Annotated in this window: 18 protein-coding genes; 1 reads left to right on the plus strand and 17 read right to left on the minus strand. The window is 42.6% G+C overall.

Features of this window, described 5'->3' with window-relative positions; translation table 11 throughout:
* Positions 1-2: 2 nt before the first annotated feature.
* The 17 genes from dxs to spoIIIAA form a co-directional block, all read right to left on the minus strand.
* Positions 3-1,895 carry a 1-deoxy-D-xylulose-5-phosphate synthase gene (dxs, locus tag JI665_RS07910; RefSeq protein ID WP_206838473.1) on the minus strand — a complete coding sequence of 631 codons (1,893 nt, stop codon included), beginning with the start codon at positions 1,893-1,895 and terminating at the stop codon, positions 3-5.
* Between the two features lie 393 nt (positions 1,896-2,288).
* Positions 2,289-3,179 carry a polyprenyl synthetase family protein gene (locus JI665_RS07915; protein WP_206838475.1) on the minus strand — a complete coding sequence of 297 codons (891 nt, stop codon included), beginning with the start codon at positions 3,177-3,179 and terminating at the stop codon, positions 2,289-2,291.
* Between the two features lie 2 nt (positions 3,180-3,181).
* Positions 3,182-3,415, minus strand: coding sequence for an exodeoxyribonuclease VII small subunit (xseB, locus tag JI665_RS07920; protein ID WP_206838477.1), 234 nt, complete (start codon positions 3,413-3,415; stop codon positions 3,182-3,184).
* A gap of 5 nt (positions 3,416-3,420) precedes the next feature.
* Positions 3,421-4,761 carry an exodeoxyribonuclease VII large subunit gene (gene xseA, locus JI665_RS07925; RefSeq protein WP_206838479.1) on the minus strand — a complete coding sequence of 447 codons (1,341 nt, stop codon included), beginning with the start codon at positions 4,759-4,761 and terminating at the stop codon, positions 3,421-3,423.
* A 321-nt stretch (positions 4,762-5,082) separates the two neighbouring features.
* Positions 5,083-5,940: a bifunctional methylenetetrahydrofolate dehydrogenase/methenyltetrahydrofolate cyclohydrolase FolD gene (folD, locus tag JI665_RS07930; RefSeq protein WP_206838481.1), complete on the minus strand. Its 858-nt coding sequence runs from the start codon at positions 5,938-5,940 to the stop codon at positions 5,083-5,085.
* 107 nt (positions 5,941-6,047) lie between these two features.
* Positions 6,048-6,437, minus strand: coding sequence for a transcription antitermination factor NusB (gene nusB / locus JI665_RS07935; RefSeq protein WP_206838484.1), 390 nt, complete (start codon positions 6,435-6,437; stop codon positions 6,048-6,050).
* 275 nt (positions 6,438-6,712) lie between these two features.
* Positions 6,713-7,120, minus strand: coding sequence for an Asp23/Gls24 family envelope stress response protein (locus JI665_RS07940; RefSeq protein ID WP_009332897.1), 408 nt, complete (start codon positions 7,118-7,120; stop codon positions 6,713-6,715).
* 20 nt (positions 7,121-7,140) lie between these two features.
* A complete protein-coding gene (gene accC, locus JI665_RS07945) occupies positions 7,141-8,493 on the minus strand; it encodes an acetyl-CoA carboxylase biotin carboxylase subunit (protein WP_206838486.1) in 1,353 nt (450 codons plus the stop codon).
* Positions 8,494-8,506: 13 nt separating this feature from the next.
* The gene (gene accB, locus JI665_RS07950) at positions 8,507-9,013 is read right to left on the minus strand and encodes an acetyl-CoA carboxylase biotin carboxyl carrier protein (protein ID WP_206838488.1); all 507 of its coding nucleotides are present in this window, start codon (positions 9,011-9,013) and stop codon (positions 8,507-8,509) included.
* Positions 9,014-9,390: 377 nt separating this feature from the next.
* Positions 9,391-9,930, minus strand: coding sequence for a SpoIIIAH-like family protein (locus JI665_RS07955; protein WP_206838491.1), 540 nt, complete (start codon positions 9,928-9,930; stop codon positions 9,391-9,393).
* A 3-nt stretch (positions 9,931-9,933) separates the two neighbouring features.
* On the minus strand, positions 9,934-10,602 hold the full coding sequence (gene spoIIIAG / locus JI665_RS07960) for a stage III sporulation protein AG (protein ID WP_206838493.1): 669 nt from the start codon (positions 10,600-10,602) through the stop codon (positions 9,934-9,936).
* On the minus strand, positions 10,595-11,227 hold the full coding sequence (spoIIIAF, locus tag JI665_RS07965) for a stage III sporulation protein AF (protein ID WP_206838495.1): 633 nt from the start codon (positions 11,225-11,227) through the stop codon (positions 10,595-10,597). Before spoIIIAF ends, spoIIIAG begins: the two co-directional genes overlap by 8 nt.
* A gap of 12 nt (positions 11,228-11,239) precedes the next feature.
* Positions 11,240-12,439, minus strand: coding sequence for a stage III sporulation protein AE (gene spoIIIAE, locus JI665_RS07970; protein ID WP_206838497.1), 1,200 nt, complete (start codon positions 12,437-12,439; stop codon positions 11,240-11,242).
* 89 nt (positions 12,440-12,528) lie between these two features.
* Positions 12,529-12,918 (minus strand): stage III sporulation protein AD, encoded by a 390-nt coding sequence (spoIIIAD, locus tag JI665_RS07975; protein ID WP_172581968.1) that lies wholly within the window; start codon positions 12,916-12,918, stop codon positions 12,529-12,531.
* A 16-nt stretch (positions 12,919-12,934) separates the two neighbouring features.
* Positions 12,935-13,141: a stage III sporulation protein AC gene (spoIIIAC, locus tag JI665_RS07980; RefSeq protein WP_009332905.1), complete on the minus strand. Its 207-nt coding sequence runs from the start codon at positions 13,139-13,141 to the stop codon at positions 12,935-12,937.
* 55 nt (positions 13,142-13,196) lie between these two features.
* Positions 13,197-13,712 carry a stage III sporulation protein SpoIIIAB gene (gene spoIIIAB / locus JI665_RS07985; protein ID WP_206838499.1) on the minus strand — a complete coding sequence of 172 codons (516 nt, stop codon included), beginning with the start codon at positions 13,710-13,712 and terminating at the stop codon, positions 13,197-13,199.
* Entirely contained in the window at positions 13,713-14,636 is a 924-nt protein-coding gene (gene spoIIIAA, locus JI665_RS07990) for a stage III sporulation protein AA (RefSeq protein ID WP_206838501.1), read from the minus strand.
* 190 nt (positions 14,637-14,826) lie between these two features.
* On the opposite strand from spoIIIAA, the gene JI665_RS07995 reads away from it, so the two are divergent.
* On the plus strand, positions 14,827-16,209 hold the full coding sequence (locus JI665_RS07995) for an alkaline phosphatase (RefSeq protein WP_206838503.1): 1,383 nt from the start codon (positions 14,827-14,829) through the stop codon (positions 16,207-16,209).
* The last annotated feature ends 32 nt before the right edge of the window (positions 16,210-16,241 follow it).

The raw sequence follows: 16,241 nt of genomic DNA on the forward strand, positions 1-16,241 counted from the left end.
CTTTAAGCCCTTTTTTGTTTTTTTCTTGCCAGTTTTCCCATTCTCTCAACAGCATCTTCTGCAGTCATTCCGATTTCTTCTAATAGTTGATTTACATTGCCATGTTCAATAAATTTATCAGGTATCCCCATACGGTCGATTTCGGCATGATGGAAGCCATGCTCGTGTGCATATTCAAGAATTGCACTTCCAAATCCACCCTGCAGCACAGCTTCTTCTATAGTAAGAATAGGCATATTGACTGTGAACAATTCATGCAGCATCTTTTCATCAAGCGGCTTAATAAACCTCGCATTGATGACTTTAATGGAGTGTCCCTGCTTCTCCAGGAGCTGAGCTGCCTTCAAAGCCATTGGAATGGTTGTCCCAAAGGTTAAAATCGCTCCGTCATTGCCATCGCGCAGAACTTCCCATGTTCCGATTGGAATAGTCTTAAGTTCTGTGTCCATAGGCACTCCGATGCCATTTCCGCGCGGGAAGCGCATAGCGATAGGGCCATCATTATATTCTATAGCTGTTTTTACCATATGCTGGCCTTCATTTTCATCTTTTGGCATCATCAATACCATATTCGGCAAATGCCTTAAAAACGCAATATCGAATACTCCCTGATGAGTTTCCCCATCTGCACCTACAAGTCCTGCCCGGTCTATACCGATAAATACATTCAAGTTCTGGCGCGCAATATCGTGAACGACCTGATCATAAGCACGCTGCAGGAAAGTAGAATAAATCGCAAGGAACGGCTTCATATTTTGAGTTGCCAGCCCGGCAGCTACCGTTGCTGCGTGCTGTTCAGCAATACCAACATCGTACATTCGATCCGGAAATTCACTTGCAAATCCTTCAAGCTTCGAGCCGACAGGCATTGCAGGAGTGATTGCAACGATTCTTTCATCTTCTCTTGCAAGCTTCCTGACGGTTTCTGAGACAAGCTTGCTCCATGCAGGCGGCGTACTTGCAGGTTTCACAAAGTCGCCTGTCTCCATTTTATATGGGCCTGTACCATGCCATGTGCCAATCCGGTCGCTTTCGGCAGGGTGATAGCCTTTTCCTTTTTTCGTTATAACATGGAGAAGCACTGGGCCTTCAGTTTTCTTTGCATAAGCAAGGTTCTCGAATAAGGCTTCATAGTTATGCCCATCAACAGGGCCCAAATAGGTAAAACCTAATTCTTCGAAGAACATGCCTGACACAAACAGATACTTTAGGCTATCTTTCAGCCTTTCAGCAGTTGAGGCCAATTTCCCCCCGACTGCCGGAACCTTTTTTAATAAATATTCAAGTTCATCTTTTACCCAATTATATTTGCCTGCAGTCCTTAACCTTCCAAGGACATTGTGAAGAGCACCAACATTAGGGGCAATTGACATTTCATTGTCATTTAATATGACAATCATATCTTTTTTTTCATGACCGATATGGTTTAAGGCTTCTAAGGCCATCCCGCCTGTTAAGGCACCATCCCCAATTACCGGAATGACATAATTATTCTCTTTTTTCAAGTCCCTGGCAATAGCCATTCCCATCGCAGCAGATAAAGAAGTGGAACTGTGCCCCGTTTCCCACACGTCATGCTCGCTTTCAATCATTTTTGGGAAACCGCAAAGACCTTTATATTGTCTTAAAGTATCGAATTGGCACGCACGGCCCGTAAGAATTTTATGGACATATGACTGATGCCCGACATCCCAGATGATTTTATCCTTCGGACTGTCAAAACATTTATGCAATGCAACAGTCAGCTCAACAACTCCAAGATTAGGGCCAATATGCCCGCCTGTGCCTGAAAGCTTTTCTATTAGGAAAGTGCGGATATCCTGACTCAAACTTTCCAATTCTTTATTCGAGAGCCCTTTTAAAAAGGAAGGGTCTTTAATTGATAACAGATCCATACTGCGGACCACTCACTTTCGTATCTTATTCGTCCGTTTTTTTTCGTAATGTTAGGCATTGCTGGCATTAGCCTCAACAAACCATAGCCTAATTATTTCAGAGTCTAGCCTGTCTAAAAGATAATATCTTAAGATTACCTTATTACAGGAGATTTTCCAAATGCTTTTCAGATTAAACAGCTTTCAAAATATGCTTTCTTGATGGGTCACTGCCGCTGTCCCAATGCATGCACAGGAAAAAAATGCGCAAACTCCTCCGGCAGCAATTCCTATGATACCAAAATATACACATTGAAGACCATCATTTTATTAAACAGCAAATGCCGCTGATACAAAAGTACAGCGGCAAGACCATCGTTTTTCTAATTCATTTTCGGCACCCTGACTTCCGATTTAGTGATCCCTGTTTGCAATTATATCTGTTATTTCTTCGAGCAGCTCTGTTTGAAGGCCTGTTTCCCTCAGCTTTTCTTTTGCAGATCTGATATGTTCTTCAAGCGCCTCTTTCGCCCCGCTCATTGAAAGAAGTGATGGATATGTACTTTTATCTTTTGATTCATCACTGCCTACAGGCTTCCCGATTATCTCCTCTGTCCCTTCAAGGTCGAGGATATCATCCCTGATCTGAAAAGCCAGTCCCAGGTGATAGGCAAATTTAGATAGAGCCTGAATCGTTTCCTGACTGGCATTTGCCAAAATTGCTCCTGATACAACACTGCATTCCAGCAGTTTGCCCGTTTTGTGCATGTGGATGTACTCAAGATCCTCTAAGCCCAGCTGCTTGCCTTCCCCTTTAATGTCTGCTGCCTGGCCGCCTACCATCCCCTCAGCACCGGAAGCTTTCGACAGTTCCTTGATTAAAGAAAGCTTTGTCTCAGCAGAAGCAAATTCTTCTGGCGTTTCCGCAATTGTTTGGAAGCTGTAAGTAAGCAAGGCATCGCCTGCCAGGATGGCAAATGCTTCTCCAAATACTTTATGGTTAGTCGGTTTGCCTCTTCTTAAGTCATCATTATCCATGCTTGGCAAGTCATCGTGAATGAGCGAATAAGTATGGACCATTTCAATTGCCGCCGCAGTCCATAGCCCTTTCGACGTATCCTCGCCAAAAGCAGCCAATGAAGCAAATAACAGCATTGGCCTTATCCGCTTTCCTCCTGCTTCAAGTGAATAGAGCATCGATTCCTTGATTTCAGAAGGAGCGTTTAATTTATGTACGTAATCCTTTAAATGAATTTCCAGTTTCTGTTTATGCAGTTCAGAGAAAGAACTTAAGGATTGCTGCAAGATTATTCCTCCTCCGGAATGGCGAAGTTCGATTTACGGCCATCCTCCGTCAGTATTTCCGTAAGCTGTGATTCCACGTTTTTAAGCTTATCATGACATAATTTTGAGAGCTCCATGCCTTTTTTATAAATATTTATAGCCTCTTCAAGGGGAACATCTCCCTCTTCAAGCTTTTCTACAATAACTTCAAGTTCTTCCATTGCTTGTTCAAATGTAAGTTGTTTTTCATCCGCCATGCCATTCACTCCTCAATATCCGTTACCTTGCATTCAATGGTTCCATCAGACACCTTCAATTTTATCATATCATCCGCTTTAACTTGGGACACGGTCTTTATTAGGGTTTCCTTTTCTGTATAAGCAAGGCTATAACCCCTATCCATAATTTTGAGCGGACTGAGCGCCTCGAGGGTTGAAATAACTCTCGCAAAGTCTTTTTCTTTTGCAGCCAGGATGTTTGCCATTGTTCTGTTTAACAGTTTATGAAGCCTATCATTGTTTTCTTTCGCCTGATCCTTCAGCTGCCCTGGATGACTCCGAACCAGCCTTTTTTGCAGGGTTTCTGCCTGCTCAAGTTTTAAATCGTGCAGCCTTCTTGAGCCTCTCATTAACTGTTCGGTCACTTTATCCAGCTGTTCCATTTTTTGCTCATATAATTTTTGCGGGTACCTGAAAGCGTATGATTTCTTCACCCTTAGAAGCCTTTCATTTTGCAGTGCAACTTGTTCTTTCATCGCTCTTATCAGCCGTGATTGCCTGTTGAAAAGCCTTTCCATCAAGTCATCGATATGCGGAACAGCCAATTCTGCAGCTCCCGTTGGGGTTGGGGCTCTTAAATCTGCAACAAAATCTGCTATTGTAAAATCCGTTTCATGGCCGACTGCTGAAATTATAGGGATTTCAGACTTGAATATTGCCCTGGCTACGGCTTCTTCATTAAAGGCCCAAAGCTCTTCAATGGAGCCTCCGCCCCGGCCGATGATTAAGACATCTGCATCCCTGGAAACATTAGCTTCCGTTATCGCCTTCACAATCGAGGGAGCTGCCTGGTTCCCCTGAACAAGCGCAGGGTATATAAGTATGTTTGCAATTGGATAGCGCCTTTTGAGCGTTGTCAAAATATCTCTGATTGCAGCTCCAGTAGGGGATGTGATAACCGCAACTGTTTTTGGATAACGCGGAATATCTTTTTTATGCGCAGGTGAAAAGAATCCTTCTTTCTCAAGTTTTTCTTTAAGCTGTTCATAAGCCAGATACATTTCACCAATCCCGTCCGGCTGCATTTCCTGTACGTATATTTGATATTGCCCGCTGGATTCATAAACGGATATGGCTCCGCGAACTAAGATTTTCATGCCATTTTCCGGCCTAAATTTCATTGTCCTCGCATTTCCTGCAAACATTACGGCTAAAATTCGGGCTTTCTCATCCTTTAAAGTGAAGTACATATGGCCGCTGGAATGCTGTTTAAAGTTTGAGATTTCTCCCTTAACCAAAATATTTTGCAGATGAGGGTCGGCATCAAATTTTCTTTTTATGTATTTGGTCAGTGCGTTTACTGTCAGATACTGCTGTTCCTTCATAACAATCTCCTTTATGCTGAAGCTGCATTGCATCTGTTGCAGAGCAATAACTCAAGAAAAGCGCAAACGCCTTGCACACCACCGACACCTTGAGGGGGGAGGCGCTCCTCCTAAAAGCTTGAGCTTTTAGTCGTGCGATGACATAGCTGTCGAAGCTTTCCTTGTGGAGCTAGACAATTATCAAAGTTCAAGATTATTCTTTCTTACCTATTAAAAAAACTGTCCTTCCACTCACCCGCATGCTTATACCTGCATGACAGGTTTTCCTAATTACAGGATAATGGAAATGGACAGATTTTGCATCTATGGCGGCCATTACTTTTAAATTTTGCTTTTGGAAAGCTTTGCTGCCTTTAGCGTATTATGCATTAACATGGCAATTGTCATCGGTCCCACTCCGCCTGGAACAGGAGTTATAAATCCTGCTTTTTGCCTAACTGCATCGAAATCAACATCGCCGCAAAGCTTTCCTTCCCCATCTCGATTCATGCCGACATCTATTACGATTGCGCCATTTTTAACATGGTCTTCAGTGATTAAATTCGCTTTCCCTGCTGCCGCCACCAGTATATCCGCCCTCTTTGTATATTCCTTCAGATCAGCCGTTTTCGAATGGCAGTATGTAACAGTAGCGTCTTCATTAAGGAACAGCTGCCCCGCGGGCTTTCCTACAATGTTGCTTCTCCCAATAACCACTACATGCTTTCCGGAAATGTCTGCACCAATGCTATCCAGCATTTCAATGATCCCTGCGGGAGTACAGGGTATATAAGCATCCTGAGCTGTCATCATCCTGCCAATGTTTATGGGATGAAACCCATCAACATCTTTTTCAGGAGATATGGCCTCGATGATGGCTTTTTCATTAATATGGCTTGGGAGCGGGAGCTGGACAAGGATTCCATGGATATCTTCATTTTCGTTTAACTCAGTGATTCTTATGATAAGCTCTTGCTCGCTGACGTTTTCGGAAAGTTCAATAAGCATAGAATTCATTCCCAGCTTATCGCAGGTTTTCTGCTTGTTTTTTACATATGTTCTGGATGCCTGATTATTTCCCGCTAAAATAACGGCCAGGCCTGGCGTGATCCCTTCCTCCTTCAGCTTCTGCACTTCTGAACCGATATGATCCTGTTTCTTTCTTGCAATTTCTTTTCCATCTATTAATTCTGCAGCCATTTCTATCCCCCTATCAGGAACTCGGAAGCGCCTATGATAAGGACTGCCGGCCCGCTTCCATCCAGAAAGTGTCAGCACATCCAGTGTGAGTCAGAGTTCTAATGTTTTTAAAGCTTTTCTTTTACCTTTGATAAAACACCATTAATAAACTTGCTTGATTGATCATCACCGTAAAGCTTGGCGATTTCAATTGCTTCATCGAGCACCACATTGGCTGGCACTTCCTCCGCTAAATACAGCAGCTCAAAAACAGATAAGCGCAGAAGATTGCGGTCTACAGTAGCAAGCCTCTCCAGTGTCCATTTTTCAAGAAATCCTTTGATTTCGCCATCAATTATTTCTTTATGCTGCAGGACACCTGATACTAGTTTGTTCAGGTACGCATCGCTTTTTTCACCCTCTAAAACATGTTCGATGGCGGTCTCGGGCTCTGTCTGGCTTACATCAATTTGAAATAATGCCTGCAATGCTTTTTCTCTGGCTGTTCTTCTCTTCATCTTTATAAAACCCCTTTATGGCTAACATAGTAATTTTCATTTTTGAGCATTTGCACGTCCAAAAATTGCATAAGAAGATAATAGCATAAGTAAGGAATCTTCGCACTACAACAAGAGCATTATGTTTGGACAGTAACATGAATTTAGGCTGGAAACTTATAAATTTAATTTTCCCTTTAAAAACTCCTTTATAACGTCTTGAGGAGTGAATGATGATGAGAATGAACCATGAGAAAAGCCAAAGACGAGTTTTATGTCTTTGGCTTGATGGTGAGTTACATTTCCTGTTCGTATTCAACCTCGTGCTTTTGGTTTTCAAACATGATTCCTACTACGTGAATGTTGACTTCCTGGGCGTCAAGGGCTGTCATATTCAGGAGGGCCTGACGGATGTTATCCTGAATTTTTTGGGCAACGCTTGGAATGGAGACGCCGAATTTCATCAGACAATATACATCAACTTTGATGCCTTCTTCTGTTAATTCGACTTTTACGCCTTTGCCATGGTTCTTCTTACCGAGCCTTTCAACCACTCCTGTAGCAAAGTTTCCGCGCATTTGCGCTACGCCTTCTACTTCTGAAGCAGCAATGCCGGCAATAACCTCAATAACTTCCGGTGCAATTTCCACCTTGCCAAGGCCAGAATTTTCAGGGCTCATTTCGAGAATATTATTTTCGCTCATTTTAGCACCTCCACAAGTCTTTAAGAATTCATTACATCATGCAATTCAAGAAATTTCGTATTAAACTGCCCTTCCACAAAGTTTTCGTGGCTTAGGAGCTTGAGGTGGAATGGGATTGTTGTATGTACCCCTTCCACTACAAATTCACTTAATGCCCGTTTCATTCGGGAAATGGCTTCTTCTCTAGTATTGCCGTAAGTGATCACTTTTGCAATCATTGAATCGTAGTATGGAGGAATCATATAGCCAGGGTAGGCAGCAGAGTCCACTCTGACACCCAGCCCGCCAGGAGGCAGATACATATTGATCTTTCCTGCTGATGGCATAAAGTTCTTCTCAGGGTTTTCCGCATTAATTCTGCATTCGATCGACCAGCCGCTAAAAGTAACATCACCCTGTGTGAAATTAAGCTTTTCACCTGAAGCAACCTTAATTTGCTCCTTGATTAAATCGACCCCTGTAACCATTTCTGTAACTGGATGCTCCACTTGAATACGCGTGTTCATTTCCATGAAATAGAATTTGCGATTTTGATAATCGTATATAAATTCTATCGTGCCAGCGCCTGTATAATCAACCGCTTTTGCTGCTTTAACAGCTGCATTTCCCATTTCTTCGCGTGTTTCCCCGTCAAGAGCAGGTGAAGGCGTTTCCTCCAGCAGCTTTTGCAGACGCCTTTGAATGGAGCAATCCCTTTCTCCCAGATGAACGGTGTTCCCGTAATTATCTGCAAGAACCTGGATCTCCACATGGCGGAAGTCCTCAATATATTTTTCAATATAAACGCCAGGATTTCCGAAAGCCGTTAGTGCTTCCTGCTGAGTGATCGTAATTCCTTTAATAAGCTCTTGTTCAGTGCGGGCTACACGGATTCCTTTCCCGCCTCCGCCGGCAGTCGCTTTAATAATTACCGGATATTCAATCTTTTCAGCAAGCTGAATAGCATCTTCTGTATCCTTTATGATTCCGTTGGAGCCAGGAACAATCGGTACTCCTGCTTCCTTCATGGTTTCCCTTGCAATATCCTTTGTGCCCATTTTGCTGATGGCTTCTGGAGTCGGGCCGACAAAGATAATATTGCATTCTCTGCACAGTTCAGCAAAGTCCGCATTTTCAGCAAGGAATCCATAACCTGGATGGATCGCGTCACAGCCTGTAAGCTTAGCGACACTAATTATATTGGTGAAATTCAAATAGCTGTCCTTTGACGCTGTTGGGCCAATGCAGTAAGCCTCATCGGCCAGCTGAACATGGAGTGCTTCCCTGTCAGCTTCTGAAAATACAGCTACAGATTCTATCCCCATCTCGCGGGCTGCCCTAATGATGCGCACCGCTATTTCTCCTCTGTTGGCAATCAAGAGTTTTTTGATCATCTGTAACCGCTCCTTATTCAGGCTTTACTAAAAATAGTGGCTGGCCATATTCTACTAACTGGCCATCCTTTACAAGCACTTCTACAATTTCGCCATTAACTTCTGCTTCAATTTCATTAAATAACTTCATTGCTTCTACAATGCAGACAATGGAATCTTTTGTAACCTTGGAGCCGGCTTTTACATAAGCATCGGCATCAGGTGAAGATGATTGATAAAAGGTTCCTACCATCGGTGAGACAATCTTATGTAGATCTTCCGCGGCATCGGCCTGTGGTGCCGGCGCATGTGCTGGCGCTTCAGCTTTTGGCTCTTCCACCTTTACAGCAGCTGGCTGGACTGGCTGCTGAGCAGGAGCTAATGCTTGAACAGCTGCCGGCTGAACTTGCTGAACAACTGCTGCTTCATTGCCCTTTTTCTTCATCTTAATTTTTGAACCTTCATGCTCATATACAAATTCATCAATATTTGACTGATCAACCAATTTAATCAGTTCACGGATTTCTTGTACTTTTAACATTTTGGCACCCCTTGTTTTCTCACTGCATGACAATCCAATTAATCCGTATCCATCCCTTTGATGCAAAGAATTAGAACATACGGCAGGAATGTAATGCATGATTTAATTATGACTAGATACTAATATCATACGATAAGACCTTATAAAACTTCAACATCCTATTATGTACTGGATAATAATTTCTCTATCCATCCTCTGTTCCATTTTAATATTTTTCTAATTTTTTGTGAAATGTTAAGGATTTTACGTGAAATTCAGCCAGATTTCTATAGTAAACAGGACTTTTATATTATGCACTTATATGAAAAAGTTACCAAACATATAATAAAATTATAAAAGGGAGCCCGCAGGAATTATGCTGGCTCCCCCTATATTATCTACTTTTCAACCTGGAACTCAACGGCTACAGCCTCAAGCTGTCCAATTTCGTTCCTTACTTCCTGAATAATATTGTTTGCAGCAGAAGCTGAATGATCTTTTGCCTTAACCGTAATTTGAACCTTCTTTCCATCAGCACGGACAAGTACATCTTCATAATCCATCGCCCTTATTAATGTTTCAAGCATCGCTTCTTTTTGAGCGATTTCATTTAATTCATCAATTTGATCTTTTGCCTTCATTCTTTCTTCAGCCGGAAGATCAGTTTGACCGAGGACCTCTGTAAGATCCTCCTTCATGCGGCTGCGCTCATCGTCAAGCTGAAGGCGCAAAGTCTCAAACATTTCATCACTGGCAGTGTTTGTAATGATTGCCTTGCCATCTTCACTTTCAACTGATTCCATTTCTCCCTCTGCCTTTTCTTCCATTGCAGCAAGGTCACTGCCTTTTTGCTCCGGAGATGTTACATAATATACAGATAAGACAACCACCAAACTCAGCATTGTTAATAGCCAGACCGTTTGTTTCTTTAAAAGCATCTATTATTCCCCCTTAGTTTTTTTTGGCATTACAGATACTCTATGACTTGGAACATCAAGCGCTCTTGTTACTGCCTCTATAATCCACTTTTTCACTTGTATATTTTCAGCCCCTTTTGCCACAACCAGCACTCCCCTTATTTCAGGTTTCTTGGTTTCTATGACAATGGGAACCTCTTTTTCTCCATTTCGGACAATCACAAGCTGTTCCTCCTGTGACTGATCCTCAACCTTCCTTTTGCCGCCTTCCCGATCTGTTTCATCGGTTTTCTGTGTTTGGGTCGTTTTGTTTTTTTCAAGGACTTTCTTCTCTGTGGCATCCACATTAACCACAACAGTGGCATCTTCTACGCCGACGATTGCGTCAAGTGCCTCTTTTATTTGAGCTTCGTATGCCTTTTCATAATTGGCGATTGTGTCATTTCCTCCAGATTTCTGCTGGCCGAATACCGGCACCTCTTCTTCCTGCTTCACTTCTTCCCCATTCTTAAAAACGGATAAATCCTCGGTGGAGCCGTCATCTTGAAACAGCGTATTGCTGATCAGCATGATCGCTGCTCCAAAAAGTAGTACAAGCAGCAAATAATGGAATTTACCGGGTTTCTTATCAGACTGACCATCTTTGGAAATCAGCTTCTTTATCCATGTGAAAGGACCTTTTTCATTATCCATCCTTATCCATATTCCCCCCTTCTACCAGAACTTCGATTGAGTTTGCGTCTACATTCCATTTTTGTGCGAGAAGAGAAGCAATTCCTACTGCATCTTCATGTTCGGGCCCGCTGGATGGAAGAGGTTTCCCGGCATTGATTTCCACTGTTTTAACCACTTCTACAGCTTCAGCTTCTGCATCTTCTGCTTTGAGTTGGATCATGACCTTTTGCAGGTTATCCGGGAAGGCTTGATCACTGCTTTCATCTACTAAAATATCAATGTTAGCAATTTCCAGACCGTACTGTTCCATCAACTCCTCTTCTGCGTCCTGTTTCATGTGGACAGCCATTTGTTCTAAAATATATGCATCACTTGAGGCTTGTATTTCTTTTTTCTTCATTTCTATTAAATTTTCCATATTTTTTTCTCCGGATGCCTCAAAAACCGGCACTGAAACAAGTGCCTCTTCAAAATCACTTGATATAATTCTTAAAATTGGTGTAAGTATAATCGCAATCAGCAGCAGCCCTGTCACCATTTTTGTGTATTTCTGAAGCTTGGAACTGGGGAGGAGCATATCTATGACAGTGGCAAGCAGAACAAATAATATGATGTTCGTTACCCATTCTTTTATGAAATCCACTTCATTCCCTCCCTACCTGACCATCATGGTCAAATTACCGGCTGCTATAATAACCGTAATACTAAGGAAAAACATCAGGGAGACGATGGCCAGAGCGGCAAAAACATAGATGATGCTTTTGCTGATTATATCCAGGCAGGATATGATCGGCCCTCCCCCCAGCGGCTGCAAAATGGCTGCCGCGAATTTATATATAAACGCAATCATCAAAATTTTGATTGCAGGAAAAGCTGCGATAATAAGGAGAATGGCGACTCCTGCTATCCCAACAGTATTTTTCAATAGCACCGAAGCGCTAATTACTGTATCGGTCGCATCTGTAAACATCCTTCCAATGACCGGAATGAAATTTCCAGTAATAAATTTTGCTGTACGAATGGTAATTCCATCTGTAACCGCAGCTGAGGCTCCCTGAACTGATATAACTCCCAAAAAGACTGTCAGAAACATCCCAAGAAGCCCTATGCTCCAATTCCGGAGCAGATTCGCAAGCTGAGTTACCTTATAGTGTTCTGACAATGTGCTGACAATGCTTAACAGGGCTGATAAAAATAAAAGCGGAAGGATGACATACTGGATAAATAATCCGCTGACATTCATCAAAAATAAAATCACCGGGTGGAAAAAAGCAGCGGATACCACACCTCCCGAAGAAGCAATCAGTGCAAGCAGCAGCGGTATTAGAGCCATTATGAATGACACCATGGTTGAAATGGTTTCCTGTGTGTAAGTGATCGCAACATGAAAGCTGTTCAGTGCAATAATTATTAAAACCATGAACACGATTGAGTATGCCGCTTTACTGACAGTGCTTTTTTCAAATGAATTCTGCAGAGACTGGAGGAACATGCTGAATACCGTCAGCAATATCAGGGTTCCCAGCAGCTTTCCATTTACAATGAACTCATGGAACACAAACTTCGTTGCACCGGCAGCCCACTCTTTCAGTGAGAATTCCTTTTCTCCCTTTATAAATTCATATAGACTCCCCTTTTGGCTTTCAGGCAAAAAGCCTCCATACTCAGTTGTGATTTCTTCCCAAAATCCTTTTAATTCATTAAGATCTAACTTCTCCACCTGAGATTCTACTAAATCCTCGGGAGATATCGTTTCCTCTGCTTCGCCGGTCTTAGGTGAGGCTTGTACAATTGGTGCCAGGAAAAAGAATAGAATTAAGCTAAACCATAAAATTTTCTGCATCCTTTGCTTCATTTTTTCACCTCTTTTAAAAGACCCTATCTAATACAGCAATATGTGCTTGTCCACTCCGGCGGCCTTCATATTCAGAAGACCTGAGCAAGCTAGCTCGGAATCATGCGAATGATGGTTTCGATTAATACAGTAAGGATCGGGATTGCCATGGCTAGGATAAGTATCTTCCCGCCCATCTCAATTTTTGCTGCAATGGCCCCCTGTCCTGCATCTTTCGTGATCTGGGCTGCAAATTCAGCAATATAGGCTATTCCGATTATTTTTAAAATGGTTTCAACATATACGATATTCACCTTTGCATTGACGGCAATCTTTTCAATCATATGGATAATGGCATAAATTTGGTCGACGAGAAAAAGAAAGATGGCACAGCCGACAAAAACAATCAGCAAAAAAGCAAAATTGGGTTTTTGCTCCTTTACAATCAGCGCCAGGAAAGTGGCTACAAGCGAAAATCCGACTATCTGCAGAATTTCAATGGCTGAGCCCCCCCTTTTAACCCTGAAACAAAAAAACAGATTTTATTTTTTGGAACAGGTTATCTACAATGGAAGCAACCATGAACAAGATATATATAAATCCGAACAGCGTCACCCATTGTGCGTATTCCTTTTTGCCCACCTGATCAAGAATAGTATGCAAAAAGGCTACAACGATTCCGACACCTGCAATCTTAAATATGATATCTACCTCTAGGCCCATCTTTTCTCCCCCTAAGCTCTGATCAGCGTCCGGCAATTCAAGCTGCCGGCGTGTCCTACATTAGTAAAATAATTAAGAGCAATCCGGATAAAAACCCCAGACTTTTGACCATTCTCTCGTATTTCACTTGTCTGTCATGTGCATCTGCTTCTTCACGTTCCAGGTGGGAAAGGGTCAGCATGATCTGCTTTTGCTGGGATAGACGGTCATGTCTTCCAAGTGTTTCGCCAAATTGCTTCATAATCTCAAATTCCCCCTGTTTAAAAGCTGTCATTTTCCAAGTTTCCTTCAAACTTTCTTCCCAGGCGTCCTTAACGGTCGTCTCGGAATCAGTCAATTTCTTTGCAAAGGATTCAAAGAACCAGGATAGCGGCTTGGAAAGCTGGGCAGAAAGTCTTCTGGCTGCTTCATGAAGAGGCGTATGGCCATACATAATCTCAGCCTCCAGCGACTGCAGGGCCGATTTAAGCTGGCGAAGCTGGCGCGGCCTTTCGGTCAGATGCCTCGAAGCTTCAAACCCTGCCCACGTTGTAGCAATGATGATCAAAACAGCTCCAATAACCTTCATCATTTACATCACGCCCGCTTTATATGGGTATCCTGCAACGTCTGAGTTTCTAATGCACAAAATGCTGCCTGGCCCTTCTTTCCTGCCCAGTTCAATAAAACGCTGAAAAATGCCCATTTCCAGTATGGCTTGTAAAGTGGGGCGCTTCTTAATTTCTTCCAGCGAATTTCCATGTGTGGTCATAATCAGCTTTATTCCGGCATTTACAGCCTCCATTATGGCCTCTGCATCTTCATGCCTGCCAATTTCATCAACAACCAGAACCTCGGGGCTCATGGAACGAATCATCATCATCATGCCTTCAGCTTTTGGACAGGCATCAAGGACATCAATTCTATTCCCAAATGTCATTTGCGGGATCCCGTTCACACATCCTGCTATTTCGGAGCGTTCATCCACAATCCCAACCTTGCTGGCAGGAAAGTCATCATTGGGATCACCAGATGAAATGATTCTTGCAATGTCGCGCAGTAAGGTGGTTTTACCAGTCTGCGGCGGACCAATAATCATGGTATGCAGCCACCCATCATTGTAAATTCGGGGAATCAGATTCTTGGCAATGCCAATTTTCTCCCTGGCAATTCTAATGTTAAAAGAGGAAATATCTCTGATTGCCTTAACCTTTCCTTGTTCAAGAATGACCTTTCCGGCAAGCCCTACCCTATGGCCGCCTTCAATCGTGATATAACCTCTCTTCAGTTCTTCCTCCAGTGTATAAATGGAAAAATGGCTTATTTTATTCAGCAAATGCACGGCATCCTCTGACTCAACTATATAAGGGAGATAATGCGGCACCCCCCTTGCTGTCAGCTCAATGGGTCTGGAAATGCGGACCCTGATTTCCTCCAGATCGTCTAAGATTTGCGGAGGGATTCTCAGTATTTGTTCGGCAATTTTTTTCGGCAAAAAGGCTATAATCGTTTCCATGTCTGCTCCTCCATTCATCATCTGATTTCGGACTAGCTTCTCATTATTTAAAATGTATGCCTGAGGCAAAACAATATGACTTAGATTTGCAAGCTTCTCATTTATTTAGGGACAAGCTTTTCGCCGAGTAAAAAAAATCTTTTCTCCAAAAAATAACCCTAAGAAAGTTGGTAAAGGCGGGTGTCATTATATGAAAGCTAAATGTGTTTACATTATGGTTATTTTTCATCTTTTAGTCCTTGGCTTCTTCCCTGCAGAAGGAATGGCTCATCAGAAAATTGCAAAAGGACCGCAAAATGTCATTCTGATGATTGGAGACGGAATGGGAATTGGCCAGATTGAGATTGCAAGAAAACTGGAATATGGAAAGGATGGTCGGTTGTTTCTGGAATCTCTCCCTCACACGGCATTGGTGCATACCGAATCTGCCAATAATTTTGTTACAGACTCAGCTGCCGGCGGCACTGCACTTGCAATTGGAAAAAAAACAAATAATGAGATGATCGGAGTCACTCCTGATGGTAAGGAGTCAGACAGCATTCTGGATTTATTCAAGAAAAGCGGAAAAAAGGCGGGGATTATCTCTACCAATACAGTTACAGACGCAACACCTGCCGCCTTTACAGCAAGTGTTACAAACAGATGGTCTGGACAGGAGGAAATTGCACGCCAGCAGCTGAATAATGAGGTGGATGTGTTAATGGGAGGCGGGAGAGCCTATTTCAGTCAGGAAAAGCAAGGCGGGAAGGATTTAATTAAGGAGGCCAGGATGAAAGGCTATGAATATGTTAGCAATCGGGAGGAAATGCAGAAAGCAAAAGGGGGAAAACTTCTTGGATTGTTCAATAATGGATATATGAACTTTAAACTGGACCGTCCTTTAAAAAACAGCAAGGAACCAAGCTTAAAAGAAATGACTGAAAAAGCGATCAGTGTTCTCTCAAAAGGTAATCATGGATTTTTCCTTATGGCTGAAGGCGCAAGGATTGACCACGCTTCACACGCAGGCGATATTACAAGCATCTGGAAAGAAACCATTGAATTTGATGAAGCTGTCAAGTATGCGGTTGAATGGGCAAAAAAGGACAAAGAGACACTGGTGTTGGTTGCCGCTGATCACGAAACCATGGGTATATCAGCATCAGAGCCGCTGGATATACAGCAGTTAAAAGAAATCAAGGCGACCCCGCAGTATATGGTCAGCCAATTTGCCAGAGATGAAAATAGGGGCACTTACCGGTCAGAAAGCGTTAAGAATGTCTTAAAAAAGTATGCAAATATTGATTTAACCGAGCAGGAAATTGAAACATTTAATGGCAAGCTGATGAAAACAGACAGCCAGGTTTATCCTCAATATTTAGCTGCATGGGAAATAGGCAGCCTGATTGCAGAAAAATATCATGGGGGAATTTTAACGAATAAAGTAAGATCTCTCAGCTCAACCGGCGGACATACAGGCAATATGATCCCTTTATTTGCTTATGGCATTGGGAGCGAAACTTTTACAGGAGTGATGGAGAATACGGATATCCCTAAGAGAATTGCGCGGCTGTTGAATTACAGCTGGGATTAATAATGTACGCATTTTCTTTCTTTCTCCCGCGT

Source organism: Bacillus sp. NTK034 (assembly GCF_017303275.1).
In the GTDB taxonomy this organism is placed as follows: Bacteria; Bacillota; Bacilli; order Bacillales; family Cytobacillaceae; genus Cytobacillus.

What these genes read in the sequence shown, in the direction of transcription:
- JI665_RS07995 (WP_206838503.1), top strand. Translation starts at nt 14,827, where the DNA reads ATGAAAGCTAAATGTGTTTACATTATGGTTATTTTTCATCTTTTAGTC.
- JI665_RS07955 (WP_206838491.1), bottom strand. Translation starts at nt 9,930, where the DNA reads ATGCTTTTAAAGAAACAAACGGTCTGGCTATTAACAATGCTGAGTTTG.
- xseA (WP_206838479.1), bottom strand. Translation starts at nt 4,761, where the DNA reads ATGAAGGAACAGCAGTATCTGACAGTAAACGCACTGACCAAATACATA.
- spoIIIAG (WP_206838493.1), bottom strand. Translation starts at nt 10,602, where the DNA reads ATGGATAATGAAAAAGGTCCTTTCACATGGATAAAGAAGCTGATTTCC.
- spoIIIAB (WP_206838499.1), bottom strand. Translation starts at nt 13,712, where the DNA reads ATGATGAAGGTTATTGGAGCTGTTTTGATCATCATTGCTACAACGTGG.
- spoIIIAC (WP_009332905.1), bottom strand. Translation starts at nt 13,141, where the DNA reads ATGGGCCTAGAGGTAGATATCATATTTAAGATTGCAGGTGTCGGAATC.
- spoIIIAE (WP_206838497.1), bottom strand. Translation starts at nt 12,439, where the DNA reads ATGAAGCAAAGGATGCAGAAAATTTTATGGTTTAGCTTAATTCTATTC.
- folD (WP_206838481.1), bottom strand. Translation starts at nt 5,940, where the DNA reads ATGGCTGCAGAATTAATAGATGGAAAAGAAATTGCAAGAAAGAAACAG.
- accB (WP_206838488.1), bottom strand. Translation starts at nt 9,013, where the DNA reads ATGTTAAAAGTACAAGAAATCCGTGAACTGATTAAATTGGTTGATCAG.
- dxs (WP_206838473.1), bottom strand. Translation starts at nt 1,895, where the DNA reads ATGGATCTGTTATCAATTAAAGACCCTTCCTTTTTAAAAGGGCTCTCG.
- spoIIIAA (WP_206838501.1), bottom strand. Translation starts at nt 14,636, where the DNA reads ATGGAAACGATTATAGCCTTTTTGCCGAAAAAAATTGCCGAACAAATA.
- JI665_RS07940 (WP_009332897.1), bottom strand. Translation starts at nt 7,120, where the DNA reads ATGAGCGAAAATAATATTCTCGAAATGAGCCCTGAAAATTCTGGCCTT.
- nusB (WP_206838484.1), bottom strand. Translation starts at nt 6,437, where the DNA reads ATGAAGAGAAGAACAGCCAGAGAAAAAGCATTGCAGGCATTATTTCAA.
- accC (WP_206838486.1), bottom strand. Translation starts at nt 8,493, where the DNA reads ATGATCAAAAAACTCTTGATTGCCAACAGAGGAGAAATAGCGGTGCGC.
- xseB (WP_206838477.1), bottom strand. Translation starts at nt 3,415, where the DNA reads ATGGCGGATGAAAAACAACTTACATTTGAACAAGCAATGGAAGAACTT.